This window comes from Bradyrhizobium sp. AUGA SZCCT0176, from assembly GCF_018130145.1.
In the GTDB taxonomy this organism is placed as follows: domain Bacteria; phylum Pseudomonadota; class Alphaproteobacteria; order Rhizobiales; family Xanthobacteraceae; genus Bradyrhizobium.
In genome coordinates this window covers 200286-225983 of record NZ_JAFCMB010000009.1, presented here as the reverse complement: position 1 = coordinate 225983, position 25698 = coordinate 200286, and the positions used below count along the sequence as shown (strand labels likewise).

The following is a 25698-nucleotide window of genomic DNA, read 5'->3' as shown; positions in this document are numbered from 1 at the left end:
CAAGGCGCGACCGGCGCATAGGTTGCACCGGTTGGGGCAGCCTATTCACTGGAGACCGCGGAACCATTTTGCGAACTGCGAACCAGCCTTCGTCGAAGGCACTCTGGCGAGCAGGTTGCCAGCCCGGTGCGGTCCGCGACGTCGAACTAATCCGGCAGCAACGCGTTATTCCTGTATGCAAAAAGGCAAACCACGCTGCGCCGGCCCAATGAACATGCAGCCCGTCGATCACGGTTCGACGAGGCCGGCACCGTTGCTTCCTGCAATGCCCGGCTCGGACGACGCGGATCGTTCGAGAGCATCACTGCCGAAAACCAAACTGACCAGAGCCGATGCCGTCCGCGCTGCGAAGGCAAGAATCATGCGGCGTAATTCACTGCGAAAGCAGCGGCTGGCGCAAAAGGGATGACGCCCGAAAAACCTCAGTTCCTGGAATCGTTATCCCGATCCAGCTCTTGAAGGTATGACAGCCCATGCACGGTCAAGCGGTGCTCGTTCGTTTCACCGTCGATGTATAATTTCATCAGATGCCTTGAAAGACGCTCGCGGGTGCCCTTCGTCTCGGAACGGTCCGCAAGGGCGCCGTATATGCTCAGCGCGCGGTCAACGGGTAGCGTTTGCATTGAGCCATCTCATCGGTTGAGTTCGATCTGAAGAGGTAAAGCCCGTTCCTCCGTATCGTTCCGGAATTATGCTGATGCAATTGTAAGCGTCAGGATCGGAAAAACACGAAATAGACAATTGCCAGAGTGACCACGGCAATACTCAGGCTGATGAGGAGCAAAAACAGTATCGACGGTCCAGGCTCGGCCTGGCGAGCTTCCGTTGGCGTTTCGATAATGACGCCGTGTTTTTTGATGGCCATACGGTTCCTTCGCTTGTTCCAGCATTTCCTGGGCATTGGCAGATAGCCCGAGACCCCCGGATCGAGGTCGGGTTGGTCGAACACCGGTGTTGGCTATCCCTTGCTGGAGACCAAGCCGCCTGGCTCGTGATGGTTCCGGCCGATCCGCGATCCGTTGGCTCTACCCGCCTACGAAGCTAGTACCCCGCCACCTGATGCGGCCTGAACAGCCGGCCCTTTTCCACCACCAGCACGACGCCGAGCGACGCCAGCGTGCACAGGAAGAAGCCGGTCGCGAACGGCAGCAGCGTGCCGTCGTAATCCTGGCCGATCGTGGTGCCGATGCCGATGCCGAGCAGGGTGGTGATCGATCCGTACAGCGACGAGGCGGTGCCGGCGATGTGGCCCTGCGGCTCCATCGCCAGTGCCGTGAAGTTGGCGATCATCAGCCCGAACGAAAACATCATCAGCGCCGACAGCGCCATGAACAGCGGCAAGGGCAGCATCTGCAATTTCACCGCCGCCAGCATGATGCCGGATACGGCGACGTAACCGAGCAATGCGGCGTGTGAAATCACGCGCATGCCCAGACGATTGACGAAGCGGGAGTTGACGAAGCCGGCGATGGCGGTGCCGATCGCGATGCCTGCGAAAGCAATGGGAAAATAATGCCCGAGCTTGTAGATCTCGGTGAACACCTGTTGCGACGTGAACACGTAAGCGAACAGCGAGCCGAGCACGCCGCCGGAGACCAGCGCATAGCCCAGCGTCTGGCGGTTGGTCACGGTCTGGCGGAAGGCGTCGAGGATGTCGCGGACGGCGAGCGACCGGCGCAGCTGAAGCGGTAGCGTCTCCGGCATGCGCCACGCGCTCCAGATCAGCGTCACCATGCCATAGACCATCAGCACGATGAAGATGCCGCGCCATTGCGTCAGCATCAGCACCGCCTGACCGAATGACGGCGCGATGACGGGCACCGCGATGAACACCATCATCGCCAGCGACATCACGCTCGCCATGCGGCGGCCGGCGTAGCAGTCGCGCACGATCGAGGTGGCGATGACGCGGGTGGCCGAGGTACCGAGGCCCTGCAGCGCGCGCGCCAGCAGTAACGTCTCGAACGAGGGGGCGGCGATCGCCAGCAGGCTCGCGATAAAATAAACGGTCATGCCGCCGAGCAGCACCGGCCGGCGGCCGAAGCGGTCGGACAACGGCCCCATCACGAACTGGCCGACACCGAAGCCGACCAGGAAGATCGACAGCACCATTTGCGGGCGGTTGGCGTCGGTGAGGTGGAACGCGGAGCGGATGTTCGGCAGCGCCGGCAGCATCATGTCCATCGCCAGCGGATTCAGCGCCATGATCGAGGCGATGATGATAACGAATTCGGGGAAGCCCATCGGGCGGTGGCCTGAGGAAACCCAGGCATTGGCATTGATTTCAGACACTTACGACCTCGTTTCAGGCCGTGAATCTATTCCTTTTGTTGCGCCGCACAATGCCCAATCCGGGATGGCTGCCCGTCGGGGAGGGATGGGGTATGGGTAGGGAAGTGGTTTTGCGGGTTGCGGTACGCAGTCGCGCCAAGCACATAGTGCGTTCCCTCCCCCGCAAGGGGGAGGGACCCGACCCTTTCGTGTGGCCGGCTTCCACGAAAACGACCCGACGGGCAAATCAGTTCTGTTTTGCAGAAATCATGTCAAGCCCCGAAATGAAAAATATTTCGGTTTACCAGAAGGCAAATCAGGTGCATATCTTTGCTCATCCCGTCCTACTCAGAAGGGCGTCGGCCGTCGTCACGGACGTTGGACGGGTTGCGGTGGACGCTGGGCTCACGTCTGACGACGGCGTGGATCGAGCGTACGGCAAAACCGTGTGGTCCTGGCGCCCGTTGCAGGCGTCAAGCTGTCGGAGAAGCGCAAGCGGGAACGGCAGCGACGGAGTCAACCAAGAACTCGTCTCCGGGGAGAGCACGGCATAAGCCGTAAAGCCACTGCGCAGGGAATGTCGGATGTTCTCCGCTGCCCTGTATGCTCGTGTGCACTTTGTTTTGTGCAAACCGCACGCGAGACCGCGGGTGCAGCGCGCATCCGGCATTCCCTGCGCCCTCTCTTTGAAGGGTGAAGATTACATGCAAACCTCGGGCGCATTGCGCCGCGGGAACGCGAAACTATATCCTCGTCGTCCCGGACAAGCGAAGCGCGATCTCAGATGCGCAATTGCGCATCGGGGGACCCATAGCCACCGAAACCAGCCATGGAAAGAAGGTCGACGAACAGCGCCTCTCAAAACAAACGCCGCGGCGTATGGGTCCCGGCTCAAGGCCGGGACGACGAGAGCGGACTTGTCGCGCCGTAGCTCGAAGAGCGAAGGCGGATTGTCTTACCCGCCCCTTTGCTTTAATCCCCCACCCATTGATCGCCTCGAAACGGAGACCCTGTGTCAGACCAACCCCTACGCATCGGCACGCGCAAGAGCGTGATGGCGCTGGCGCAGACGGATGAGGTCGCGCGGCTGCTGCGCGCGGCCAATCCGGGGCTGAACGTTGAGATCGTAAAATTCGAAACCCGTGGCGATCAGGACCAGACCAGCAAGCTGCTGCGCCATGGCGGCAAGGGCGGCGCGTTCGTCGCCGAAATCCGTCAGGCCATGCGCGCCGGCGAATTGCAGGCCGCGATGCATTCGCTGAAGGACGTGCCCGGCAATGAGGAGACGCCCGGCCTCGTCATCGCAGCGACGCTGCCGCGCGATGCCGCCAATGATTCACTGGTGCTGCGTCCGGGACTTTCGCTGGAAACTTTTCGGGCCTCGCGCGGCAAGGGCTTCAAGATCGGCACCAACGCGGTGCGCCGCGCCGCCTATCTGCGCCGGCTGTTTCCGGAAGTCACCGTGATCCATTACCGCGGCGCCGCCGACACGCGGATCGCAAAACTCGATCGCGGCGACATGCAGCGGCTTCCCGATGGTGGCGAGGTCGGGCCCGCCGATGCGCTCGTGATGGCACGCTCGGGCCTCGAGCGCATCGGCATGACGTCGCGGATTGCCTATGACTTTTCCGTCACCGAAATGCTGCCGTCGGTCGGCCAGGGCATCGTCGCGGTCGAATGCGTCGAGAAGGACTGGCTCACGCGTGGCTATCTTTCTGGCATCGAGGACACGTCCTCGCGGCTCTGCGCCGAGGCCGAGCGCGAGGTGCTGTGGGTGCTGAACGGCCATTGCAACTCGCCGATCGCGGGTCACGCGACCATTTCCGGCAGCGACATGACGCTCACGGCGGCGGTGCTGGATGAAACCGGTGCGCGCTTCATCGAAGCGTCGCGAACGGCGGCAGCGGACCGGCCCCGCGAACTCGGCCGCGCGGTCGGTCTCGAATTGCTCGATAAGGGCGCCGCCGAGATCATCGCGCGCAACCGCCCCGAAGAGCACTAAAGCGTTTTCGAGCGAAGTGGGTACCGGTTCGCGTGAAGAAAACGCGTCAAACAAGAATCTAGCGAACGACCTCGCTCCAGTCCGGGCAGGTGCGCTGATCGACTGGCACCAGCCATGCCTTGTAGTTGGTCTTGTCGATCACCTCGGCCGGCAGCATCACCTTTTCCGGCAGCGGTTCGCGCTTGAGATGGCGCACCGCCGCCCGCGTCGCGGTGCAGCCGATCTTGAACATGTTGAAGTCGACGCTCGCGAGCATGCCGCCGGCTTCGATCTGTTTCACCGCCGGCAGGATGCCGTTGATGCCGATCACGATCGCGCTCCGGTTGGCGGTCTTGAGCGCGTCGAGCACACCGAGCGCCAGGCTGTCATTGGCCGACAGCACCGCATCGATCTGCTTGTGCTCGGCGAGCAGCTTCTCCATTCCGCGCCTGGCGTCGGGTGTCTGGTAATTGCCGACCGCCGAACCCAGCACCTCGATGCCCGGGAATTCGCCGAAGGCGCGCTGGTAACCGCGCAGCCGCTCGCGGTTGGTCGGGGCGGCCGGGGTGCCCTCGATGACCACGATCTTGCCCTTGCCGCCGAGATGCTCGAACAGATAGCGCGCCTCGCGATAGCCGATCTCGAAATCGTCGGCGCCGACATAGGTGACAAAACTGCCTGGCAGCGGATTGGAGACCAATATCACCGGAATCTTGGCTTCGTTGAGCAGCTTCACCGAAGGGATCATTGCGACATCATCGACGGGAATGAAGATGATCGCATCCGGCCGATCCTTGATGACCTGCTCCACCATCGCCTTCTGTTCGTCGACATTGTCAGGCTGCTTCGGCACGAAGTGCACGACCTTTGTGCCGCTGGTCCGCGCGATCTGGTCGGCGGCAATGCGGAAGGCTTCATACGCCGGGTTGGTCGAATTCTTGGTGAACACGGCGATGGTCATCTGGTTGTCGGCCGCGCTTGCGTGGTGCGCGAACAGGGCCATCGATCCAGCCAGCATTGTCGCCATCAGATATCGCATCGTTGTCTCCCTCAATATCAACCCCGTCATTGCGAACGAAGCGAAGCAATCCATCTCACCGGACAAAGAAAGAATGGATTGCTTCGTCGCTTCGCTCCTCGCAATGACGACCGGTTAGAGCCAAAGAATCTTCTTCCGGTACTCAAGATCAGTCAGCAGCGGCGCGGCCGGTCCCTGATGGAACACAGCGCCGCGCTCCAGCGCGAAGACGCGGTCGGCCAGCGCCAGCACCAGATCGAGATTGTGCTCGACGATCACAATGGAGGTGTGCTGGCGCAATTGGTCGAACACCCTGAACAGTTCGAGGATCACGGTCGGCGCCAGTCCCTCAAAGGGCTCATCGAGCAGCAGCAGCTTGACATTGCCCGACATCGCGCGCGCCACCGCGACCATCTGCTGCTCGCCGCCGGAGAGATAGTCGGCCGCGACATCCATGCGTTCGGCCAGCCGCGGGAAATACTGCAGGATCTGCGCTTCGTCCCACACCACGCCGTTGCTGCCGTCGGTCTTGCGCGCGAGGCGTCCGAGCGAGAGATTTTCCCGTACCGTCATGCCCGCGAACAGGCCGCGCCCCTGCGGCACATAGCCGATGCCCATGCGCGCGATATCGGGCGCGGGCAGGCGGGCGATATCGGCGCCGGCATATTCGATTCTACCCGACGACAGCGGCGTCAGTCCGGCGAGCGTCTTGAGCAGCGTCGATTTGCCGGCGCCGTTGCGGCCGAGCAGCGCGACGATCTCGCCTTCGCGCACGTCGAGCGAGGCGTCGTGCAGGATATGGCTCTTGCCATAGAAGGTGTTGACGCCTTCGAAGCGCAGGACTTGCGCCGCGCTCTCCCTGGCTTCGTCGGTGCGGCTGTGCTCCACCTCGGGAACGCCGGTGCCGGTATAGATTTCCTGCACCCGGCGGTCGGCACGCACCGCACTGGGTGGGCCCGTCATCAGCACCTCGCCCTGGTTCATCACGGTGACGGAGTGCGAGAAGCCGAGCACGCGGTCGATATCGTGCTCGACGATCAGCACGGGGATATTGGCGGCGACGTTCTTGACGAGGTTCGAAACGCGCTCGCGTTCGGCAGCGGCAAGGCCAGCCAGCGGCTCGTCGAGCAGCAGCACCTGCGGCTTGGAGCCGAGCGCGATGCCGAGATCGACCAGCCGTTGCCCGCCGTAGGACAGTTCGCCGCCTTCGATGGTCTCGATGCCTTCGAGGCCGAGGAACTTGATCAGCTCCGCGGTCTCGGCGTGAATGCTCTCATAGCTGTCGATGTCGCGCCAGAAATTGAAGCGCATGTCGCTCTGCGCCTGCAGCGACAGCCGCAAATTCTCGTAGATCGACAGGCCCTTGAACAGGTTGGTGATCTGGAACGAGCGCGCCAGCCCCTGATGGCAGATCAGGTCGGACGGCACGCCCTGGATCTCGCGGCCGTTGAGCTTGATGGTGCCCTTGTCGGTCGGAAACAGCCCCGAGACCAGATTGAACAGCGTGGTTTTTCCGGCGCCGTTCGGGCCGATCAGCGCATGGATTTCACCGGCGCCGACCGTGAGGCTCGCATTGTTGACGGCGCGGATGCCGCCAAAGCTCCTGGAGACGCCATTCACTTCCAGCACGGTGCCGGAAAACCCCTTCGGCATCAGGAAGGCCGGCAGTGGCAGGCCTTCGTAGATCTTGCGCCGGCTCATCGCCGCGGATTCCGCCGGCGCCGGCCACCAGCGTTTGCTCAGCCGCGCCCAGATGCCGACCAGCCCGTCCGGCGAGAACAGCACGAAGGCGACGAAGATCAGCCCGAACCACAGCAGCCAGTCCGAGGTCCAGATCGAAAACAATTCGCGGAACAGAATGAAGAACAGCGCGCCGAGCGCCGGCCCCAGCATGCTGCGCATCCCGCCGATCACGACGATCGCGAGCAGTTCGCCGGAAAACGGCACCGACACCGCCTCGGCGGAGACGAGGTAATTCTGGAATCCAATCAGCCCGCCGGCAAAACCTGTGACCACTGCCGAGATCACGAAGACGCCGAGCTTGTAGCGCTCGACCGGATAGCCCTGGAACGTGGCGCGCAGCTGGTTCTCGCGGATCGCCACCAGCACATGGCCGAACGGCGAACGCACCAGCCGCAGCAACAGATACAGCACGCCGAGGCTGAGCACCGCGACCACGATGTAATAATTGAGCGCGTTGTCGAGATCGAAGGCGCCGATGCTGCCGCGCTTCAGACCGCCGAGGCCGTCTTCGCCGCCGGTGACCCTGGTCCAGCGGAAGGCGGTGGTGTAGGCGAGCGCCGCCAGCGCCAGCGTCAGCAGCGAGAAGTAGACGCCGCGGCGCCGCAGGATAACTATACCGACGGCTGCGGAGGCGACCGCCACCACGACCAGCGACAGCAGCAGCGGCAGCCAGATCGCGCCGGGGAACCAGTTGAGCTGGATCAGGCCCGCCGCATAGGCGCCGATGCCGAACCAGGTGCCGTGGCCGAACGAGACGAGGCCGGTGTAGCCGACGCACAAATTGAGTCCCATGGTCGCGATCGCCAGTGCCACCACCATGGTCCCGGTGTTGTGCGACAGGCCAAGCGCCTGCATGCCGAATGGCAGCGCAATCAGTGCAAGGCCCGCCAGCAGCAGCGGTCGGTATTTCGAGGCGGACGACAGCTTCATTCGAATTTCTCGATACGCTCGCCCAACAGCCCGCGCGGCCGCACCAGCAGCACCACGAACATCAGGACATACATCGACGCCTCGCCGGCGGCGGGCTCGAAATGGATGGTGATGCCGCGCACCACGCCGACCAGAAGGGCTGCGATCACCACGCCCCAGAAACTGCCGAGGCCGCCGATCACGACGACGACGAAGGCGACCGTGATGATGTCGGCGCCCATCGCCGGCTGCACGATGGTGATCGGCGCGAAGAACGCGCCGGCGAGTGCGGCCATGCCGACGCCGAGCATCACGATCGCGGTCATGTATGGCTGCAGCCGGATGCCGAGGGCGGCGACCATTTCGGGCCGCTGGATGCCGGCGCGCACCACGCGGCCGAAGGAGGTTTTGTGCAGCAGCAGCCATACGGCGACCAGCACCCCGATCACGACGGCGAGAATGAGGAGGCGGTATCGCGAAAACAGGAAGTCGCCGAGGAACACCGAGCCGCGCAGCGCAGGCGGGATCGCCGCCGAAATAGGCGGCGCGCCCCAGATGATGCGGATCGCCTGTTCGGCAACCATCGCGAGCCCGAACGTCACCAGCAGGCTCAGGATCGGATCAGCGGTGTAAAAACGGCGCAGGATGTATCGTTCGAACAGGATGCCCAGCATCGCCACCGCAATCGGCGACAGCACGACGGCGGAGCCGAAGCCGAGATACTTGGTGATCTCGACGGAGACGTAGGCCCCCAGCGCGAAGAACGCGCCATGCGCCAGATTGACGACGCCGCCGACGCTGAAGATCAGCGACAGCCCGAGCGCGATCAGGAGATAATAGCCCCCGAGCACGAGGCCATTCACCACCTGTTCCAGCAAGAACGCGAATTGCATGTGTCTACCTTGAACAAAAGCGGCGCCGGCTGGTCGATGCCGGCGCCGCTCACGCCAAACGGGGCTAGCGCGCCAAGTGGCGCGTTAGGCCTTCATCTCGCAGGGATTCTGCGTCTTGGTCGGATAGATTTTCTCCAGCGGCTCTGCCGCGACCGGCACGGCGTCACCAAGCACCAGCATGTCCCACTTGTCCTTCATCTCGCCCTTCGGCTTCACCGTGAACGGATAGGCCTCCTGCACCAGCTGGTGATCCCAGGAACGGAAATAGCCCTTGCGCGCCTTCATGATGTCGAACTCGGTCTGCTTTTCGAAATGCGCGATCAGCGCGTCGCTCTCGGTCGATTTGATCTCGTTGATCGCCTGCGCCAGCAGCTTGAGCGTGACGTATTCGATCCAGGCGTGGTTCTCCGGCGGCTTGCCGTATTTTTGGGTAAAGGCGGCGACAAATGCCTTGGAGGCCGGGTTGTCGAGCGTGTGATACCAGACAGTCGGCCAGGTGCCGCTGAGATTGCCTTCGCCGGCGGCCCAGGCGTCGCCGGTGTTGAGGTTGAAGCCGACCAGCGGGTAGGGGAAGCCGAACTCCGCATATTGCTTCACCAGATTGGTGACCTGGTTGCCCGCGAGGTTGCAGCACACCACGTCCGGCTTGGCCTGCCGCACCTTCAGCAGATAGGGGCTGAAATCGGTGACGTCGGTCGCGATCAGTTCGTCGCCGGCCAGCGTGGCGCCGTTGGCGTCGAAGAAGGTTTTTGCGGCTTTCAGCAGATCGTGGCCGAAAATGTAGTCCGCGGTCAGCGTGAAGAATTTCTTGCCCTTCACCATGCCCTTTTGATTGAGCGCGGTGCCGACGGCATTGACCATCACCGTGTTCGGAATGTCGCAGTGGAACGAGTAGCGGTTGCAGTTCTTGCCACGCAGCGCGTCGGAGCGCGCGCCGGTCGAGAAGAACACCTTCTTGTTGCGCTCGGCGACCTGCATGATGGTCAGCGAGGAGGCCGAGGAGATTTCGCCGAGCAGCACCACGGCGCCGTCCTGCTCGATCATGCGCTGGGCCTTGGTCGAGGCGGTCGCGGGATTGACCGAGTCTTCCGAAATCAGGTCGATCTGCTTGCCCATGATGCCGCCGGATTGATTGATCTCTTCCGCGGCGAGCTTGACGCCGAGCTGGGCGTAGCTGCCGATCGCGCCGAGAAAACCGGTCAGCGGCACGAGATGTCCGATCTTGATCCGGGTTGCCTGGGCGCGAACGATCGCCGGAAATCCCAGAGCGGAAGCGCCGGCAAACGCGGCGCCTGTCTTCAACAAAGTACGTCGGCTGTAGCTGAACATGGCGGGTCTCCTCCCTGGGGGCGCGTCACGACGTCCTGCCTCCGATTCTCGCTATGCGAGGATGTGAGAGACGATCTTTTATTATTGGAGGATAATTCCGGACACAGCCGCGCCTGTCAACGCCAAATGCGTCGCAGATTCGCTTCAAGCGATTGGGGAGAGGCGTTAGGAGGACTTCGCGGTGTCGCGGGCGCCGAACTCGGCGGACAGCCGGGCGGCGGCGGTCTGCACCAGTTTGGCGCGGCTTTTCAGCACCTGGTCGGACATCCGCCAGATCGGGCCGGAAATGCCCAGCGCCCCGATCACGTCGCCGGTAAAATTGTAGACCGGCACCGCGATGCAGCGCACTTCCGCGTTGTACTCGCCGTCGTCGATCGCGATTGCGCTGCGCCGGATTTCGGCAATTTCGCGCAGCAGCACGGCAGGATCGGTGATCGACTTGCCGGTCGAAGGCTTCAGTTCGACACGTTCGAGGAACCGCTTCAATTGGTCGGGGCGCAGCGAGGCCAGGATGATCTTGCCGAGCGCAGTGCAGTGCGCCGGTCGCACCACGCCGACCCGGTCGGTGAGCTGGAACGCGCCGGAGCCGCTGGTGCGGGCAATAACCACGACGGAATCGCCCATTCGGACCGCAAAATGCCCGCTCTCGCCGGTTTCCCGCGAGAGATCTTCCAGCACCGGTGTTGCGAGATTGACCATCTCGATTTCATCGAGCGCGCTGGCGGCGAGCGCGAACAACGGCCGGCCAACGCGGTAGCGCTTGGAATCCCGCTCCTGCCGCATGTAGCCCAGCGTGACGAGGGTCTTGGCAAGATGGAACGTGGTGGAATTATGCAGGCCGACAAGCTTGCTGAGTTCAGCGAGGCTGATGCCCTCGCGGTGGCGCGCGACTTCCTCGAGGATCGAAAACGCGCGCCCGAGCGACTGCACGCCGCCGCGCTGACGCTCCTCGGCGTCGTCGTCGATGTTGGGCGCGTTCGATTGCACCAGCCGGGCGACCGCCGTCTTGCGTGGCGTGGCGGGCTTCTCGCTCGTCTTCGGCTTGGTTCGCGATTTCACGGATGGGTCTCCAGGAGGGCTGGGCCGAATTCTATCAGGCTGTCCTCGTCAATGAATAGCATGATGCTCCGCTGCGGGCCTGTCCATCCCTATACCACAATAGCAATTGACGTACAGTATTATGAGAAATAGGGTCCGCCCTTGCCGGCCGCGCGAATTAAGACGCGGCGTCCAAGCTTGTTGAGCAGGGAGAGAGTGATCCGATGGCGCGCAATATGCTCAACGGGGCCCAGGTCATCGTCGACTATTTGATCCAGGAGAAGGTGCCGCAGGTGTTCGGCCTGTGCGGCCACGGCAATATCCAGTTCATCGATGCGCTGTACGAGCGTTCCGACGACATCAAGACCATCTCGGTCCACCATGAGAGCGTCGCCGGGTTCATGGCGGACGTATATTACCGCGTATCGGGGCGGCCGACCGCGACCTTCACCTCCTGCGGGCCGGGCTCGGCCAATCTGCCGATCTCGCTCGGCAATGCGTTCCTCGATTCGGTGCCGTTCATGGCGGTGACCGGCAATGTGCCGACCAGCCAGTTCAATCGCGGGGCGTTTCAGGAATTGTATCGGCACTATCAGGCCGACTTTCCCTCCACTGTGCGTTCCTATTGCAAGAAGGTGTTCCAGCCGACGCGGGGCGAGATGGTGCCGCTCGCGGTTCGGCAAGCCTGGAAGACGATGATGTCGGGACGTCCGGGACCTGTCGTGCTGGATGTTCCCTTTGACGTGTTTATGGAGTCGGCCGCCGAGGAGGCGCCGAACGCGCAGGCCTGGAACGCCAACATCTCCAGCCGCTGCGGCGCCGATCCCGAGGGCGTGGTGAAGGCGGTCGATATGCTGCTCGGCGCCGAGCGGCCGGTGATGATCGTCGGGCAGGGCGTGCGTTATGGTGGCGCGGCCGAGGAATTGCTGAAGCTCGCCGAGCGGCTGCAGATTCCGGTGGCGGCATCGGCCAGCGGCCTTGGCGCGATCGACTGCAACCATCCGCTGGCGCTGGGCCTCGTCGCGCGTGCCGGTCATTACCAGGCTAACCACGCGACGCGTCAGGCCGACGTGCTGCTGGCGATGGGGATGCGGTTCGACGATCGTACCTCGAGTTCGTGGATTCCCGGTTACTCCTTCACCATTCCGCCGACGCGGCTGATCCATGTCGACATCGACCCCGAAGAGATCGGCCGCAACTATCCGGTCGCGCTCGGGCTGATGGCCGACGTTCGGACGTTCCTGCGGCAGGTTCATGCCGAACTCGACCGCCGCGCCGATCTGACCAAGAAGGGCGACAGCCGCAAAAAATGGCTGGCGCAGATCGATACCTATCGCAAGGAGTGGGACAAGTTCGTCGCACCCGGATTTTCCGACGACACCATGCCCATCAACCCGCAGCGTGCTGCGCTTGAGATCGACAAGGCGCTGCCCGAGAATGCGATCCTGGTCAGCGACATCGGCGTGCACCACAATTGGCTGCTCTCCTTCTGCAAGCCGAAGCGGCCGGACTCGTTGATCGGTTCGATGGGGTTCGGCCCGATGGGTTTTGGTGTCGCCGGCGTGATGGGGGCGAAATTCGCAGCGCCCGACCGGCCCTGCGTATCCGTGTGCGGCGACGGCGCCTTTTTCATGCACGCCAACGTGCTGGGAACCGCGGTCGAATATAATCTGCCCGTCGTCTGGGTGGTCTGGAACAATTACGCCTATGCCTCGATCCGCGGGCTGCAGCGCGGTTATCTCGGCGGCCGCGAACTGGCGACCGACTTCCACGATCCCGTGACCGGCCAGCGCTACAATCCGGATTTTGCCGCGATGGCGCGCTCCTGCGGCGTCGAGGGCGTGCGGGTCGATCGCGCCGGCGATATCGGCGAGGCCATCCGCAGGGGCATCGCCGCCAACAAGCCCTATCTGATCGACGTCGATATCGCCGCCGATATCAATCCCACCGGCGCCGGCGTCTGGGAATTGCCCGGCCTGGGCCAAAGCAAGGCGGGCATCGGCACCCGCTATCAGCCCGTCTGATTTGAACTGAGGAGAGCGCATGTTGCTTGCAGGCAAGAAAGTCGTCGTCGTCGGTGGTTCCTCCGGCATCGGTCTTTCGACCGCGGAAATGGCCAAGCGCGAAGGCGCCGATGTGATTGTTTCGTCGCGGAATGTCGAGCGCCTCGACAAGGTTGCGGAAACGCTGAACGCGATCGCGATCCCGGCCGATGTCACCAGCGACGAAAGCATCGCAAAGCTGTTTCGCGCCTGCGGCCCGGTCGATCATGTCGTGGTCACGGCAGCCCAGCTTCGCACCGGTCCGTTCAAGACGGTCGCGATGGAGGACGTGCGGTCCACGATGGAAAGCAAGTTCTGGGGCGCCTGGCGGGTAGCGCGATCGGCCGAGATTCGCCCCGGCGGATCGCTGACGCTGGTCTCCGGCTTCCTCAGCGTTCGCCCGCGGCCGAATTCGGCCATCGTCAGTGCGGCCAATGGCGCGCTCGAATCGTTGGCAAAAGCTCTGGCGCTCGAACTGGCGCCGGTGCGCGTCAACGCCGTCTCGCCCGGGGTGATCGATACGCCGATCCGCGCCGCAATGCCGGAGGAGGCGCGCCGTGATATGCTGGCCAAAACCGCCGCTGCGTTACCGGTCGGCCGGGTCGGGATCGGCGACGACATCGCGCGACAGATATTGTCTTTCATGGCGAACGGCTTTGCGACGGGATCGATCGTCTATATCGACGGCGGCGCGCTGGTGATCTGATCGTCGCGGTAACTGAAGGAGCACCAAATGGCTTCAGAGGATCACGGCGCTTTCATCCGCAACATCGCCGAAGTGTCCTGGCGCGAATTCCCCAATCATTTTGGCGGCGCACTGTCGAAACCGCTGGTCATGCCGGAGACGGCGGGCTCGCGTCACATCGACTACCGGATTTCGATGTACCAGCCGATGGCCCATGTCGCGCGCCACAAGCACAAGATCCAGGAGCAGATCTATCACGTGCTAGAGGGCGAGGGGCTGATGGAAATCGCCGGCAAGAACCACGTCGTGCGCAAGCACGATTTTATTTTCCTGCCGCCGGGCGTGGAACACGCCATCTCGAATTCCGGCTTGGTCGATCTGGTGTTCCTCGTCATCACATCACCGGTGACGGATGACGAGAAGCCGCTGTGACACGACGGCGACATTACGCCGCAAGATCGAGCAGCAGGCACGATGAGCCTCTAACCAGCACCTTGCGTCCGCTTGACGTGAGGACCGGCACATCGCCGTTGATCGTAACGAGTCCAAGCGCAATCAGGCCTTGAATTGTGAATCGATTCATCCGCTGTGGCCGGGATGCGGAGTTGCGCAGATTCTTCAACACTTCCCACTGGTCGGGCGTCAGATCGTAGTCGATTTCATCGTTCATGGCGTCCAAAGACTCCTCACGTTCTCAAGGCGCGTGATAGCCGCCGCTCATGAAATTCATGCGACCACAACGAGTCAGGATTTGGACGTGCGATGATGATGCGCCGTCACATCATCGTGTCACTGGAATATTTCAACTGTCTCGAATCGTGACGTGCTGCATTGCGTCAAAGCGCCACAATCCTTAACCGCGGCGCACGCTCGCGCCGCCATCGACCGGTAACGTCACGCCGGTGATGAAACTCGCTTCGTCGGATGCGAGAAACAGCGCGGCATTGGCGACGTCCCAGCCGGTGCCCATCTTCTGGCGCAGCGGAACCTTGCTGTCGCGTTCGGCTTCGACCTCGGCGCGGGTTTTCTTGAATTCGCGCGCGCGGGTATCGACCGCCATCGGCGTGTTCATCAGGCCGGGCAGGATGACATTGGCGCGAATGCCATATTGCGCGTTCTGGTAGGCGAGCTGTTCGGTGAAAGCGATCATCGCGGACTTGGTCGCCTTGTAGGCGACGTATGGATAAGTGGTGATCGCAGCCATCGAGGAGATGTTGATGATGCTGCCGCTGTTTTGCTGGCGCATGATCGGGATCACATGCTTGGCGGCGAGGATGCAGCTCTTCAGATTGATCGCGACGCAACGATCGAACGCCTCCTCGGTGATATCAAGCAGTTCGGCGTCGCCGCCGGACAGGCTGACGCCGACATTGTTGTGCAGGATATCGATGCGGCCCCAGCGGCCATGCGCATCCGCCACCATCGCCTTGATGTCGGCATTCCTGGTGACGTCGGCCTTGAAGGCGATCGCCGTACCTTGTTTGGCCGCGATCAAGTCGACGGTCTCCTGCGCCGATTCGAGATGGTGATCGACGCACAGCACCCTGGCGCCCTCGCGTGCGAAGGTGAGCGCGGTGGCGCGGCCGTTGCCGATGCCTTCGCCGGGGCTCTGGCCGGCGCCGACGACGATGGCGACACGATCTTTCAGGCGCATTTCACTCCACTCCCGGGATCGGGTACTGTTGCAGTACCTCTTTGTAATAGGGCTCGTTGTCCATCTTCATCGTCGCCAGCACGCGGACCACGGCGCAGTAGAACGCGATGGTGAGCACCAGATCGGTCATGTGCTCGTTGGAGAGTTCGTTCTTGATCTTGGCGAAGGTCGCGTCCGACATCGCGAGCTCGCGCACCATCTCGCGGGCACCGCGCAGGATGGCTTTCGCCAGCGGTTCGAGGTTCGAGGGCTTGCCCTCGGTCTCCGCCATCATCGCCTTGATGTCGTCGTCGGTGACGCCGAACTCCTTGCCGATCTTCACATGATGGGTGAATTCATATTCCGATTTCTCCATCCAGCCGACCTGCAGGATCGCAAGCTCGCGCAGGCGCGGATCGAGCTTGCTCTGGAAGCGGATGTAGCCGCCGATGCCGTTGAAGGCGCGCGCCATGTCGGGCGAATTGACCAGGAGCTTGTGCAAATTGGTGTTGCGCTTGAGCATGTCGCGATACTCAGGCGCGACCTGGTCGGCTTCGAGATAGGGCAGGCGGGCCATTTTCTTCTTTTCCTTATCTGGCAAGATCGTCCGGCACCGCCACCTCAGCCATAGAGCGCTTTATGCTCGCTCGCGTAATTGGCGTATGAATCCTTCATGCTCGCATGATTGAGCAGCATGGTGGCGACCGGCTTGTCGTCGGCGCCGAATACGGTGGTGCGCACCCACACGCTCTCGGTGCGGCGGCTGCCGCTCAAGGCGACGACCTCGCGTTCGGTCGTGTAATTCTCGCCGGCGAAAAGCGGCCCGCGCAGCAGACGGATTTCCTGGTCCGCGAACAGTCCAACGGCGGGGCCGCGGATCGGCAGCCGGTCCTCGCGCGCGCGGTATTGAAACAGCACGCTCAGCATCTCCATGGGGATGATGGCCCGGCCCCAGGGATTCAATTCCTGCGAATAATACGCCGAAGGTTCGGTGATGACCTTCAGCTTCTCGGCCAGCGAAAACGGATAGAGATCGCCCATGTTCTGGTCGAAATCCATTTTCACGGTTTGCCGGCCGGTCTTCATGCCGACCTTGAGGTCGGCGAGAACTACGGGCTCAGTGAGCGGCTTCAATTCGCCGAGCCGCCGGTGAAGTGCGGTTTCCGTCCCATCGCCGCCGACGGACGCAGTGCCGCGCAAAATCTCGGTGCCGTCGCGTTTGGTCATGCCGATGGCGCAAACGGTCTGGCCCGGTTTCGGCTTTTCGATGTTGGCCTGGACCTCCTCGCCTTCGAAAGCAGGATTGCGATAATGCGCCGAAAGGCAGCCGGTCTCGAACCAGGCCTGGCCCCAGATCCGTTCGCACAGCGGCGCGAACTGGCTGAAATGAGTCGGGCCTTCGATGGTGCCGCCCTTGAAGCCGAGCTTTTGCGCCGTCGCGTCGTCATGGATCGAGGCGTGGGAATCGTAGACCTGCGCCTGCAGCATCTGCTTTGGGCCTCGCCACGGCCCGACGAGCACTTCGCCGCTCTCCAGTATCTCGGTCGTGAATGCCGCTTCTGTCATCTCTGAGGTTTCCTTGACTCTTCCGTTTGCCGTCCAGCGTTTCAAAGAAGACAGGTTTCGGCAAGGGTGCGACCGTAATCCACATCGCAGCCGAGATATGTCCTGCCGCCATGCATTCAGGCTGGGCACGCATAGCAAAACCGGTGCATTCTGGCTCCAATTAGACCGGTTCAAAACAGCCGGCACAGAAAAGCGCGACGGGGAGCGAAAAATGGCGTTGATGGAAGTTGGGCTGGACGACAAGTACCGGCTGGATGCGAAACGCATCTTTCTTTCCGGTACGCAGGCACTGGTCCGGTTGCCCATGTTGCAGCGCGAACGCGACCGCGCGCAGGGACTCAACACCGCGGGCTTCATCTCGGGTTATCGCGGTTCACCGCTCGGCATGTACGATCATGCTCTGTGGCGTGCGAAATCCTTCCTGAGGGAACACAACATAGAGTTTGCGCCCGGCCTCAACGAGGATCTGGCGGCGACGGCGGTGTGGGGCAGCCAGCAGGTCGGAATGTTTCCGGGTGCCAAGGTCGATGGCGTGTTCGGCATCTGGTATGGCAAGGGTCCCGGCGTCGATCGCTCGATGGACGCGCTCAAGCATGCCAACTCGGCCGGCACTTCGCCCAATGGCGGTGTGATTGCGCTGGCCGGCGACGATCATGGTTGCCAGTCCTCGACGCTAGCCCATCAGAGCGAACAGGTATTTGCGGCGGCATTGATGCCGGTCGTCAACCCTGCGACGCTGCAGGATTATCTCGACCTCGGGATTCTTGGGTTTGCGCTTTCGCGTTACTCGAGCTGCTGGGTCGGCTTCAAGGCGATTTCCGAGACGGTCGAAAGTTCGGCCTCGATCGTCAGCGATCCCGATCGCATCAAGATCATCATCCCTACCGATTTCGAAATGCCGCCGGGCGGGCTTGGCATCCGCTGGCCGGACGCGCCGCTGGAGCAGGAGCGCAGGCTTCACGGCCCGAAGATGCAGGCGGTCGCCGCCTTCACCCGCGTCAATCGCTTCGACCGTATCGTGCTGGATTCCAAGCCGGCGCGGCTCGGCATCATGGCGACCGGCAAGGCCTATCTCGACCTGCGCCAGGCGCTGGCCGATCTTGGTATTACCGACGCCGAAGCGCAGGCGCTGGGACTGCGCATCTACAAGGTCGCGCTGACCTGGCCGCTGGAGGAGCACGGCGCACGCGCGTTCGCCGAAGGCTTGCAGGACGTGCTTGTGGTCGAGGAGAAGCGCGGCTTCATCGAGGATCAGCTGCTGCGCATCCTCTACAATGTCGATGCTATGAGGCGCCCCTCGGTGGTAGGCAAGCGCGACGAGACCGGCGCGATGCTGCTGCCAAGCGAAGGCGAACTCACGCCCACCATGGTCGCCGCGGCCGTGGTGGCGCGGTTGCGCCGGCTCGGCCATCGCAGCCCGGCGTTGGAACAGCGCCTCGCCAAGCTCGAAGCGTTCGACCGGCCCGCGGAGGGCATTGGTGCTGCAAAGCTGCAGCGGACGCCGTATTTCTGCTCGGGCTGCCCGCACAACACCTCCACCAAAGTGCCTGAGGGCAGCCGCGCGATGGCCGGCATTGGCTGTCACGGCATGGCGCTCTCGGTGCCGAACCGCCGCACCGCGACGATCTCGCATATGGGCGCCGAAGGCGTCACCTGGATCGGGCAGGCGCCGTTCACCAGCGAACAGCACGTGTTCCAGAATCTCGGCGACGGCACCTACACCCATTCGGGGCTACTGGCGCTGCGCGCGGCTTCCGCCGCCGGTGTCAACATCACCTACAAGATCCTCTACAACGACGCAGTCGCGATGACCGGCGGCCAGCCGGCCGAGGGCGGCCTGACCGTGTCGCAGATCGCGCATCAGGTTTCCGCCGAAGGCGCCAAGCGGCTTGCGATTGTCTCGGACGAGCCCGAGAAATATCCCAGCAATTATTTCCCCGCGGGCGCCACCGTTCATCACCGCCGTGAGCTCGACGCCGTGCAGAAGGAGCTGCGCGACGTCAAGGGCCTCTCGGTCCTGATCTACGACCAGACCTGCGCCGCCGAAAAGCGCCGTCGCCGCAAGCGCGGGCTTTATCCGGATCCGCCGAAGCGTGTCTTCATCAACGAGCGCGTCTGCGAAGGCTGCGGCGACTGCTCGGCTGTTTCCAACTGCGTCTCGGTGCAGCCGCTGGAAACGGAACTCGGCCGCAAGCGCCGGATCGACCAATCGAACTGCAACAAGGATTTCTCCTGCATCGAAGGTTTTTGCCCGAGTTTCGTCACCGTGCATGGCGGCAAGCTGCGGAAGGCCGATCGCACCGCGGCCGATCCGTCAGCATTGTTCGCCGACCTGCCGCTACCGAAACTGCCGGCGCTGGACGGCGCGTTCAACATTCTCGTCACCGGCATCGGCGGCACCGGCGTCATCACTATCGGTGCATTGCTCGGCATGGCCGCGCATGTCGACGGCAGGGCCTGCTCGACGCTCGACTTCACGGGATTGTCGCAGAAGAACGGCGCGGTCATGAGCCACGTCCGCATCGCGCCGTCGGCTGACGATCTCGCCAATGTCCGGATCGGGCCCGGCACCGCCAACCTCATTCTCGGCTGCGACATCGTCGTCGCCACCAGCATCCCGGCGCTGAGCCGGGCCGAGCGCGGCCTGACGCGCGCGATCGTCAACGCCGATCTGCTGCCGACCGCAAGTTTTGTCATTGATCCCGATATCGACTTCCAGGCCGGCGCGATGCGGGACTCGCTCAACGAGGCCGTCAGCGCCAGCGATCTCGATATTCTGGACGCGACCGGTCTCGCCTCGTCCCTGATGGGCGACAGCATCGCGACCAACTCCTTCATGCTCGGTTTTGCATTCCAGCGCGGCGCGATTCCGCTGTCGCTGGAAGCGATCATGAAGGCGATCGACCTCAACGGCGCGGCGATCGAGATGAACAAACTCGCGTTCTCCTGGGGCCGGCTTGCCGCGCACGACCTGCAACGTGTGGTCAGCGCCGCGCGCTTCAAGGCGCAGGGCACAGCGCCGGTCAAGCGGACGCTGGACGAGACCATCGCTCACCGTGCTGGCTTCCTGACCGACTACCAGAACGAGGCCTATTCGAAGCGCTACCTTGCCGAGGTCGCGCGGGTGCGTGGCGCCGAAGCCAAGGCTTCTCCTGCAGCGCAGGACCTCACCGAAGCCTTTGCAAAGGGCCTGTTCAAGCTGATGGCCTACAAGGATGAATACGAAGTTGCCCGGCTTTATTCCGACGGCGAATTTGCCAGAGCGCTGAAGGAGCAGTTCGACAGCGACGCGAGCGTCAAAGTCAGCCTGGCGCCGCCCTTGCTGGCGCGCCGCGACAAGGTCACCGGGCATTTGCGCAAGCGTGAATTCGGTGGCTGGATCCTCAAGGCGTTCGATGTCCTGACGCGCTTCAAATTCCTGCGCGGCACCGCGTTCGATCCGTTCGGTTATACCTCCGAGCGCCGGATGGAGCGGGCACTGCCGGGCGAATATTCTGACATGATCCTCCGCCACCTCGACACGGCCAAACCGCAGGACTGGCCGCGGCTGGTGGCGCTGGCGAAAATGGCTGACCTCGTGCGCGGCTACGGCCACATCAAGGAGGCCAATGTCGCGCGCTACCGCCAGGAATGCGCGCGGCTGGAGGGCACGATCGGTCAGCCGGTTGCGCAAGCCGCGGAATAGGTTCCGGGCGACCGGCCGCGGATTTTTCGCGGCCGGCGTAGTTAGCGGGTAACCTTGCCGAAAATTTCGGCTGGAAAAGGCCCTGCCGGCTTCCTACATGATGGTCTCAGTTACCTTTATTTTTATTCATTTCAGGAGGCCCATAATGGTCCTGAAAAGCGCTTTAGCTGCAGCGGTTTGCACGGGGTTTTTGGCATTGGCCGGCGCCGCGACGGCGGCCGAGTATCGTCCGGGTGAGTTGCTCAGCCTTGATCTTCCCAGGGCCGTATTGTCGTCCAAGCGGATCGGGCCGGAGGCGCGGTTCGGGCCCGTTCGGATCGAGGCAAGGTCGGAGGACACGGAGGCGGATCTGGATTCGACGATCTGGCCCAAGCTGCCGCCACGCAAGGCGCATGTCGCCAAATCTCAGGCCGAGAAGACTAGCACTGAGGCGCCGCGTGCCGCAGCGCGTGCGAAGCTGGCGAAGCCGCGCCACAATCCGCTCGATGCGCAGGCGCGCGATACCCGGATTCAAACCTGGCCGTGCAGGTCCGGCGGCATCTGCAACTGGCAGCGATAGCGGCGGTCGCTCAGGGTTTTCCGATCAGAAAGAAGACAGCCACGATCAGCACGGAGAGCGTCGTGATCACGCCGAGTACGGCGGCGGCGATCGCCGGCAATTGATGCGAATCCAGCCATCGTTGCAACGCGTTGCCCATCGCTCTCCCTGACCTGATCTTGATTTGCCCAGCGCCTTGCGGGCAGTCTATTTATAGCGATCTATCCCACGCAATCCAATGCCGTCCATGCGGCTTTCGTCTTCCCCGCGACACTTTACGCCTTCGGGAGCATTCAATGGAAAATCTGCAAACGCAGGGCATTGCCCTGCCGAGGCTTGGACTTGGCACCTTTCGCCTGCAGGGCGATGGCTGCCGCGCCGCGGTCGAAAGCGCGATTGCGCTGGGCTACCGGCATCTCGACACCGCGGAAATGTATGGCAATGAGGAGCCGATTGGCGCTGCAATCGCGGCCTCGCGCATCGCCCGCAAGGACCTGCATGTCACCACCAAGGTCTGGAACGAAAACCTGGCGCCGGACGCGATCCGCCGGGCTTTCGATGCTTCCCTGAAGAAGCTGCGGCTCGATCAGGTCGATCTCTATCTGGTGCACTGGCCGTCACGAGATATTAACCTGCCGGCGATCTTCGAAACGCTGATGAAGCTGAAGCAGGAAGGCCGCACCCGCGCCATCGGGGTCGCCAATTTCAACATCGCGCTCTTGAAAACCGTGGTCGAGGAGATCAAGGCTCCGATTGCCTGCAACCAGGTCGAATACCACGCGATGCTGGATCAGACAAAGCTGCGCCAATATCTCACCGCCAAATCGATTCCGCTGGTTGCCTATTGCCCGCTGGCGCAGGGCCGCGTGGCGTCGGACGAAGTTTTGACCGCAATCGGGCGCAAGCATGATGCCAGCGCCGCACAGGTGGCGCTGAAATGGTTGCTCGACCAGGACGGCGTCGCCGCGATCCCGAAGGCCTCGCGCGCCGAAAGCCAAAAGGCCAATCTCGACGCGCTGAAGCTGCGGCTTGATGACGACGATCGAAAGGCAATCGCGGCCTTGCCGAAGGACAAACGTTGTGTAAATCCCGCCTTCGGGCCGGCGTGGGATTGAAGGCGATTCCTCCTTTTCCGTCCGCCGGAATTCAAGGTTTTTCGCTACACACGGGCTGAGGTCCAGTCCATACTGGGTGGCATCAAAGGGAGGTCTAGAAAATGCGTGAAGCTGTTATCGTTTCCTATGCACGTACGGGGCTGGCGAAGTCCGGCCGCGGCGGGTTCAATATCACCCCTCCGATGTCGATGGCGGCTCACGCCATCAAGCACGCGGTCGAGCGCGCCGGCGTCGAGAAGGACTACGTCGAGGACTGCTATCTCGGCAATTGCGCGCATGGCGCGCCCAATATCGGCCGCCAGGCTGCGCTGCTCGCTGGCATGCCAAAGTCGACGGCCGGCGTTTCGGTCAACCGCTTCTGCTCCTCGGGGCTGCAGACCATCGCGATGGCCGCCAACTCGATCCGCTCGGACGGCGCCGATTGCATCGTGGCTGGCGGCGTTGAAAGCATCTCGATTCCCGGCGGCGGCTCGCCCAAGGAATCGATCGATCCGGATTTGCTCAAGACCGCGCCCGACATCTTCATGGCGATGATCGATACCGCCGACATCGTCGCCGAGCGCTACAAGCTCAGCCGCGAATACCAGGACGAGTATTCGCTGGAATCGCAGCGTCGCATGGCCGCCGCCCAGCAGGCCAACAAGTTCAAGGACGAAATCGTCCCGATGAAGACCAGGATGAAGGTGGTCGACAAGGCGACGAAAGCGGAAAGCATCGTCGACTACACGGTCGATCGCGACGAGTGCAACCGTCCCGAGACCACCATGGAAGGCCTTGCCAAGCTCGAGCCGGTCAAGGGTGCCGGCAAATACGTTACCGCCGGCAATGCCAGCCAGCTTTCGGATGGCGCGGCGGCTGTCGTGCTGATGGAAGCCAAGGATGCCGAAAAGCGCGGCCTGCAGCCGCTCGGCCGTTTCGTTGCCTGGGCGGCGGCGGGCTGCGAGCCGGATGAGATGGGCATCGGCCCGATCTTCGCCGTGCCGAAGCTGTTGAAGCGCCATGGCCTCAAGATCGACGACATCGACATCTGGGAACTGAACGAAGCCTTCGCCAGCCAGTGTCTGTATTCTCGCGACAAGCTCGGCATCGACCCCGAGAAGTACAATGTCAACGGCGGCTCGATCGCGATCGGCCATCCCTTCGGCATGACCGGCGCGCGGCTCACCGGCCACATCCTGCAGGAAGGCCGTCGTCGCAAGGCGAAGTGGGGCGTCGTCACCATGTGCATCGGTGGCGGCCAGGGTGGCGCAGGCCTGTTTGAAATCTACAGCTGAGCCGAAGCAATCAGCCGGCGATACCAACAAAGAAAATGGCTCCGCGAGGAGCCATTTTCCGTTGAGGCCTAAGTCTGAGGCATCAACCTCAGTAACGATGCTTCTTGATGATCACGACCTTGTTGTGGTGACCATGACCACGATGTCCGCGATGGTAGCCGCGGTCACGATGCCCGCGGTATTCGGCGCGTGCACCGTGAGAGTGGTGATGGCCTTGGTGATAACCGCTGCCACGCTTGATCACAACAGTCTGTGCGCTTGCAATCGACGGCACCCCGATGATGATCGCGCCAAGCGCGGCCAAAACTAATCCAAACTTCTTCATTACTTGTCCTCTTCTCAATTGAGCGAGGATAGAACAGCGCATCGACGGGAACGTTCCGACGAAACTTGAAGAGAATTCTGAATGTCTGTTCAGCAAGGATCTGCGGATGCAATGCGTGCGTTGGTTCCGTGCACGAGCAAGTTTCTTTAGTCCAATAACCCACGCTCGAAACGTTGCGTTTACACGCGGCCGTTCTGGACAACCGCGATCCCACGGACCGTCCGGCCGCACGGTCATTGATACCCGTGTGGGTTGAGCGTAGGCACGCGCCGGCTTGCGGAAAGCCCGGTCCCGGCGCATCATCGCGCCATAAAAATCATCTGGGGGAGCGATGCCATGAGCGGGTTTTCACGCCGTGATTTTCTAAGCCTGTCAGGATCGGCCGCGGTCGCTGCGATGTCCGCACCGGCCAATGCCGCGATGGGCCCGAACGACAAGTTCGACCTCGTGATCAAGGGCGGCGATGTGCTCGATCCCAGCCAGTCGTTGCGGGGAAAACGTGATATCGGCATTCGCTGGGGCATGATCGAGGCAGTTGAGGCCGATATTCCGGCCGCACGCGCCTCGAAGACCATCGACGCTGCCGGCAAACTGGTGACGCCGGGATTGATCGACCTGCACTCCCATGTCTACCCCTATGGTTCGGCGATCGGCATTCCCGCCGACGAATTGGTGCAGGCCCAGGCAACGACGACAGTCGTGTCGGCGGGGGACGCCGGCGTCAACAATATCGCCGCGCTGCGCCGCTACATCGTGGCGCAATCCCGCGCGCGGATTTACGCCTTCGTCCATATCGCCAATCATGGACTGTCGGGTTTCCCGGTCGCCGAACTATACAATATCGACCACGCGCAGCTCGACGCCTGCGCCATGGCGCTGGCCGAGAATCCGGATTTCCTGCTCGGCGTCAAAGTCCGGATGTCGGAGAATGTCATCGCCAAGCACGGCCTCGAACCACTGAAGCGGGCCATAAAGGCCTGCGAGATGTGCGGCTGGCCGGCCAAGATGATGGTGCATATCGGCGGCGTCGAGACCAAGGAGTTGATGTCGCAGATTCTCGATCTGCTGCGGCCGGGCGATGTGCTGACCCATGCCTATTCCGGCGCACCGAACGTCGGCGGCGTGTTCACCAACATCGTGCAGGACGGCAAGCTGCTGCCGGCAGCGCTTGCCGCCAAGCAGCGCGGCGTGATGTTCGACGTCGGGCACGGCGGCGGCAGTTTCGATTTCACGGTGGCGGAGCCTGCGATCGCGGGCGGCTGCCCGCCCGACACGATCTCGTCCGACATCCACGTCTTCTCCGGCAATTCGCCCGGCATGCCGTATCTGCCGAACGTGATGAGCAAGTTCATCCCGCTCGGATTTACGGTGGAGCAGGTGGTGGCGATGGCAACCTCGGCGCCGGCCAAGATCATCAACCGCGCACCGAAAATCGGCACGCTGCAGGTCGGCGCGCCCGGCGACGTCGCGATCATGGAACTGATGGAGGCGCAGGTCTCGTTCGTCGACACCCGCAACAACAAGCGCGAGGGCAAGCTGCTGCTGAAACCGGTGCAGACCGTGATCAACGGCGTGCCGTTCGGGAGGCCGTATCAGGCGCCGTTCGCGGTGCGATAGGGTGCGCATCCATCACGTCGGCAACCGCTGTTCGAT

The 25698-nt window shown here is 62.7% G+C and carries 22 protein-coding genes; 9 read left to right on the top strand and 13 right to left on the bottom strand.

Features of this window, described 5'->3' with window-relative positions:
- Positions 1 to 712 precede the first annotated feature (712 nt).
- Positions 713 to 865 carry a hypothetical protein gene (locus JQ600_RS22340; protein ID WP_212490096.1) on the bottom strand — a complete coding sequence of 51 codons (153 nt, stop codon included), beginning with the start codon at positions 863 to 865 and terminating at the stop codon, positions 713 to 715.
- Positions 866 to 1041: 176 nt separating this feature from the next.
- Complete coding sequence (locus JQ600_RS22335) at positions 1042 to 2292, bottom strand: multidrug effflux MFS transporter (RefSeq protein WP_312010852.1); 1251 nt, start codon at positions 2290 to 2292, stop codon at positions 1042 to 1044.
- A gap of 991 nt (positions 2293 to 3283) precedes the next feature.
- Here JQ600_RS22335 and hemC point away from each other — a divergent pair.
- Complete coding sequence (gene hemC, locus JQ600_RS22330) at positions 3284 to 4273, top strand: hydroxymethylbilane synthase (RefSeq protein ID WP_212466795.1); 990 nt, start codon at positions 3284 to 3286, stop codon at positions 4271 to 4273.
- A 58-nt stretch (positions 4274 to 4331) separates the two neighbouring features.
- On the opposite strand, the gene JQ600_RS22325 is transcribed toward hemC, so the two are convergent.
- The 5 genes from JQ600_RS22325 to JQ600_RS22305 all read right to left on the bottom strand — a co-directional run bounded on the left by JQ600_RS22325 (position 4332) and on the right by JQ600_RS22305 (position 11203).
- Complete coding sequence (locus tag JQ600_RS22325) at positions 4332 to 5291, bottom strand: sugar ABC transporter substrate-binding protein (protein ID WP_212385851.1); 960 nt, start codon at positions 5289 to 5291, stop codon at positions 4332 to 4334.
- Between the two features lie 114 nt (positions 5292 to 5405).
- Positions 5406 to 7943: a branched-chain amino acid ABC transporter ATP-binding protein/permease gene (locus JQ600_RS22320; protein WP_212385852.1), complete on the bottom strand. Its 2538-nt coding sequence runs from the start codon at positions 7941 to 7943 to the stop codon at positions 5406 to 5408.
- Positions 7940 to 8815 carry a branched-chain amino acid ABC transporter permease gene (locus tag JQ600_RS22315; protein WP_212385853.1) on the bottom strand — a complete coding sequence of 292 codons (876 nt, stop codon included), beginning with the start codon at positions 8813 to 8815 and terminating at the stop codon, positions 7940 to 7942. Before JQ600_RS22315 ends, JQ600_RS22320 begins: the two co-directional genes overlap by 4 nt.
- A gap of 84 nt (positions 8816 to 8899) precedes the next feature.
- Positions 8900 to 10144, bottom strand: a complete 1245-nt coding sequence (locus tag JQ600_RS22310) for an ABC transporter substrate-binding protein (RefSeq protein WP_212035385.1) — start codon at positions 10142 to 10144, stop codon at positions 8900 to 8902.
- A 165-nt stretch (positions 10145 to 10309) separates the two neighbouring features.
- The gene (locus JQ600_RS22305) at positions 10310 to 11203 is read right to left on the bottom strand and encodes an IclR family transcriptional regulator (protein ID WP_212214214.1); all 894 of its coding nucleotides are present in this window, start codon (positions 11201 to 11203) and stop codon (positions 10310 to 10312) included.
- A gap of 203 nt (positions 11204 to 11406) precedes the next feature.
- On the opposite strand from JQ600_RS22305, the gene JQ600_RS22300 reads away from it, so the two are divergent.
- From JQ600_RS22300 to JQ600_RS22290, 3 genes are read left to right on the top strand one after another with little or no spacing between them, the layout of a single operon-like run.
- Positions 11407 to 13206, top strand: a complete 1800-nt coding sequence (locus JQ600_RS22300) for a thiamine pyrophosphate-binding protein (protein WP_212269707.1) — start codon at positions 11407 to 11409, stop codon at positions 13204 to 13206.
- A 19-nt stretch (positions 13207 to 13225) separates the two neighbouring features.
- Entirely contained in the window at positions 13226 to 13930 is a 705-nt protein-coding gene (locus JQ600_RS22295; protein WP_212385854.1) for an SDR family oxidoreductase, read from the top strand.
- 27 nt (positions 13931 to 13957) lie between these two features.
- Positions 13958 to 14341, top strand: coding sequence for a cupin domain-containing protein (locus JQ600_RS22290; protein ID WP_212385855.1), 384 nt, complete (start codon positions 13958 to 13960; stop codon positions 14339 to 14341).
- A gap of 13 nt (positions 14342 to 14354) precedes the next feature.
- Here JQ600_RS22290 and JQ600_RS22285 read toward each other — a convergent pair whose 3' ends face one another.
- From JQ600_RS22285 to JQ600_RS22270, 4 genes are all read right to left on the bottom strand, one after another.
- On the bottom strand, positions 14355 to 14579 hold the full coding sequence (locus JQ600_RS22285) for a hypothetical protein (protein ID WP_212269704.1): 225 nt from the start codon (positions 14577 to 14579) through the stop codon (positions 14355 to 14357).
- Between the two features lie 183 nt (positions 14580 to 14762).
- Positions 14763 to 15563: an SDR family NAD(P)-dependent oxidoreductase gene (locus tag JQ600_RS22280; RefSeq protein ID WP_212385856.1), complete on the bottom strand. Its 801-nt coding sequence runs from the start codon at positions 15561 to 15563 to the stop codon at positions 14763 to 14765.
- Position 15564: 1 nt separating this feature from the next.
- Entirely contained in the window at positions 15565 to 16119 is a 555-nt protein-coding gene (locus tag JQ600_RS22275; protein ID WP_212385857.1) for a carboxymuconolactone decarboxylase family protein, read from the bottom strand.
- A 44-nt stretch (positions 16120 to 16163) separates the two neighbouring features.
- The gene (locus JQ600_RS22270; protein WP_212385858.1) at positions 16164 to 17108 is read right to left on the bottom strand and encodes a hypothetical protein; all 945 of its coding nucleotides are present in this window, start codon (positions 17106 to 17108) and stop codon (positions 16164 to 16166) included.
- 211 nt (positions 17109 to 17319) lie between these two features.
- Here JQ600_RS22270 and JQ600_RS22265 point away from each other — a divergent pair, with 211 nt between their 5' ends.
- Positions 17320 to 20793: an indolepyruvate ferredoxin oxidoreductase family protein gene (locus tag JQ600_RS22265; protein WP_212385859.1), complete on the top strand. Its 3474-nt coding sequence runs from the start codon at positions 17320 to 17322 to the stop codon at positions 20791 to 20793.
- Positions 20794 to 20938: 145 nt separating this feature from the next.
- The gene (locus JQ600_RS22260; RefSeq protein ID WP_212385860.1) at positions 20939 to 21352 is read left to right on the top strand and encodes a hypothetical protein; all 414 of its coding nucleotides are present in this window, start codon (positions 20939 to 20941) and stop codon (positions 21350 to 21352) included.
- Positions 21353 to 21362: 10 nt separating this feature from the next.
- Here the strand turns inward: JQ600_RS22260 and JQ600_RS37260 are convergent, their stop codons facing one another.
- A complete protein-coding gene (locus JQ600_RS37260) occupies positions 21363 to 21491 on the bottom strand; it encodes a hypothetical protein (RefSeq protein ID WP_283813476.1) in 129 nt (42 codons plus the stop codon).
- A gap of 136 nt (positions 21492 to 21627) precedes the next feature.
- Here JQ600_RS37260 and JQ600_RS22255 point away from each other — a divergent pair, with 136 nt between their 5' ends.
- Positions 21628 to 22446, top strand: coding sequence for an aldo/keto reductase (locus tag JQ600_RS22255; protein ID WP_212385861.1), 819 nt, complete (start codon positions 21628 to 21630; stop codon positions 22444 to 22446).
- Between the two features lie 101 nt (positions 22447 to 22547).
- Positions 22548 to 23720: an acetyl-CoA C-acyltransferase gene (locus JQ600_RS22250; RefSeq protein WP_212385862.1), complete on the top strand. Its 1173-nt coding sequence runs from the start codon at positions 22548 to 22550 to the stop codon at positions 23718 to 23720.
- An 88-nt stretch (positions 23721 to 23808) separates the two neighbouring features.
- Here the strand turns inward: JQ600_RS22250 and JQ600_RS22245 are convergent, their stop codons facing one another.
- On the bottom strand, positions 23809 to 24045 hold the full coding sequence (locus tag JQ600_RS22245; RefSeq protein ID WP_212385863.1) for a hypothetical protein: 237 nt from the start codon (positions 24043 to 24045) through the stop codon (positions 23809 to 23811).
- Positions 24046 to 24381: 336 nt separating this feature from the next.
- On the opposite strand from JQ600_RS22245, the gene JQ600_RS22240 reads away from it, so the two are divergent.
- Positions 24382 to 25662, top strand: a complete 1281-nt coding sequence (locus JQ600_RS22240; RefSeq protein ID WP_212269695.1) for an amidohydrolase family protein — start codon at positions 24382 to 24384, stop codon at positions 25660 to 25662.
- The last annotated feature ends 36 nt before the right edge of the window (positions 25663 to 25698 follow it).

What these genes read in the sequence shown, in the direction of transcription:
- JQ600_RS22340 (WP_212490096.1), bottom strand. Translation starts at nt 865, where the DNA reads ATGGCCATCAAAAAACACGGCGTCATTATCGAAACGCCAACGGAAGCT.
- JQ600_RS22325 (WP_212385851.1), bottom strand. Translation starts at nt 5,291, where the DNA reads ATGCGATATCTGATGGCGACAATGCTGGCTGGATCGATGGCCCTGTTC.
- JQ600_RS22320 (WP_212385852.1), bottom strand. Translation starts at nt 7,943, where the DNA reads ATGAAGCTGTCGTCCGCCTCGAAATACCGACCGCTGCTGCTGGCGGGC.
- JQ600_RS22315 (WP_212385853.1), bottom strand. Translation starts at nt 8,815, where the DNA reads ATGCAATTCGCGTTCTTGCTGGAACAGGTGGTGAATGGCCTCGTGCTC.
- JQ600_RS22310 (WP_212035385.1), bottom strand. Translation starts at nt 10,144, where the DNA reads ATGTTCAGCTACAGCCGACGTACTTTGTTGAAGACAGGCGCCGCGTTT.
- JQ600_RS22300 (WP_212269707.1), top strand. Translation starts at nt 11,407, where the DNA reads ATGGCGCGCAATATGCTCAACGGGGCCCAGGTCATCGTCGACTATTTG.
- JQ600_RS22295 (WP_212385854.1), top strand. Translation starts at nt 13,226, where the DNA reads ATGTTGCTTGCAGGCAAGAAAGTCGTCGTCGTCGGTGGTTCCTCCGGC.
- JQ600_RS22290 (WP_212385855.1), top strand. Translation starts at nt 13,958, where the DNA reads ATGGCTTCAGAGGATCACGGCGCTTTCATCCGCAACATCGCCGAAGTG.
- JQ600_RS22285 (WP_212269704.1), bottom strand. Translation starts at nt 14,579, where the DNA reads ATGAACGATGAAATCGACTACGATCTGACGCCCGACCAGTGGGAAGTG.
- JQ600_RS22280 (WP_212385856.1), bottom strand. Translation starts at nt 15,563, where the DNA reads ATGCGCCTGAAAGATCGTGTCGCCATCGTCGTCGGCGCCGGCCAGAGC.
- JQ600_RS22275 (WP_212385857.1), bottom strand. Translation starts at nt 16,119, where the DNA reads ATGGCCCGCCTGCCCTATCTCGAAGCCGACCAGGTCGCGCCTGAGTAT.
- JQ600_RS22270 (WP_212385858.1), bottom strand. Translation starts at nt 17,108, where the DNA reads ATGACAGAAGCGGCATTCACGACCGAGATACTGGAGAGCGGCGAAGTG.
- JQ600_RS22265 (WP_212385859.1), top strand. Translation starts at nt 17,320, where the DNA reads ATGGCGTTGATGGAAGTTGGGCTGGACGACAAGTACCGGCTGGATGCG.
- JQ600_RS22260 (WP_212385860.1), top strand. Translation starts at nt 20,939, where the DNA reads ATGGTCCTGAAAAGCGCTTTAGCTGCAGCGGTTTGCACGGGGTTTTTG.
- JQ600_RS37260 (WP_283813476.1), bottom strand. Translation starts at nt 21,491, where the DNA reads ATGGGCAACGCGTTGCAACGATGGCTGGATTCGCATCAATTGCCGGCG.
- JQ600_RS22255 (WP_212385861.1), top strand. Translation starts at nt 21,628, where the DNA reads ATGGAAAATCTGCAAACGCAGGGCATTGCCCTGCCGAGGCTTGGACTT.
- JQ600_RS22250 (WP_212385862.1), top strand. Translation starts at nt 22,548, where the DNA reads ATGCGTGAAGCTGTTATCGTTTCCTATGCACGTACGGGGCTGGCGAAG.
- JQ600_RS22245 (WP_212385863.1), bottom strand. Translation starts at nt 24,045, where the DNA reads ATGAAGAAGTTTGGATTAGTTTTGGCCGCGCTTGGCGCGATCATCATC.
- JQ600_RS22240 (WP_212269695.1), top strand. Translation starts at nt 24,382, where the DNA reads ATGAGCGGGTTTTCACGCCGTGATTTTCTAAGCCTGTCAGGATCGGCC.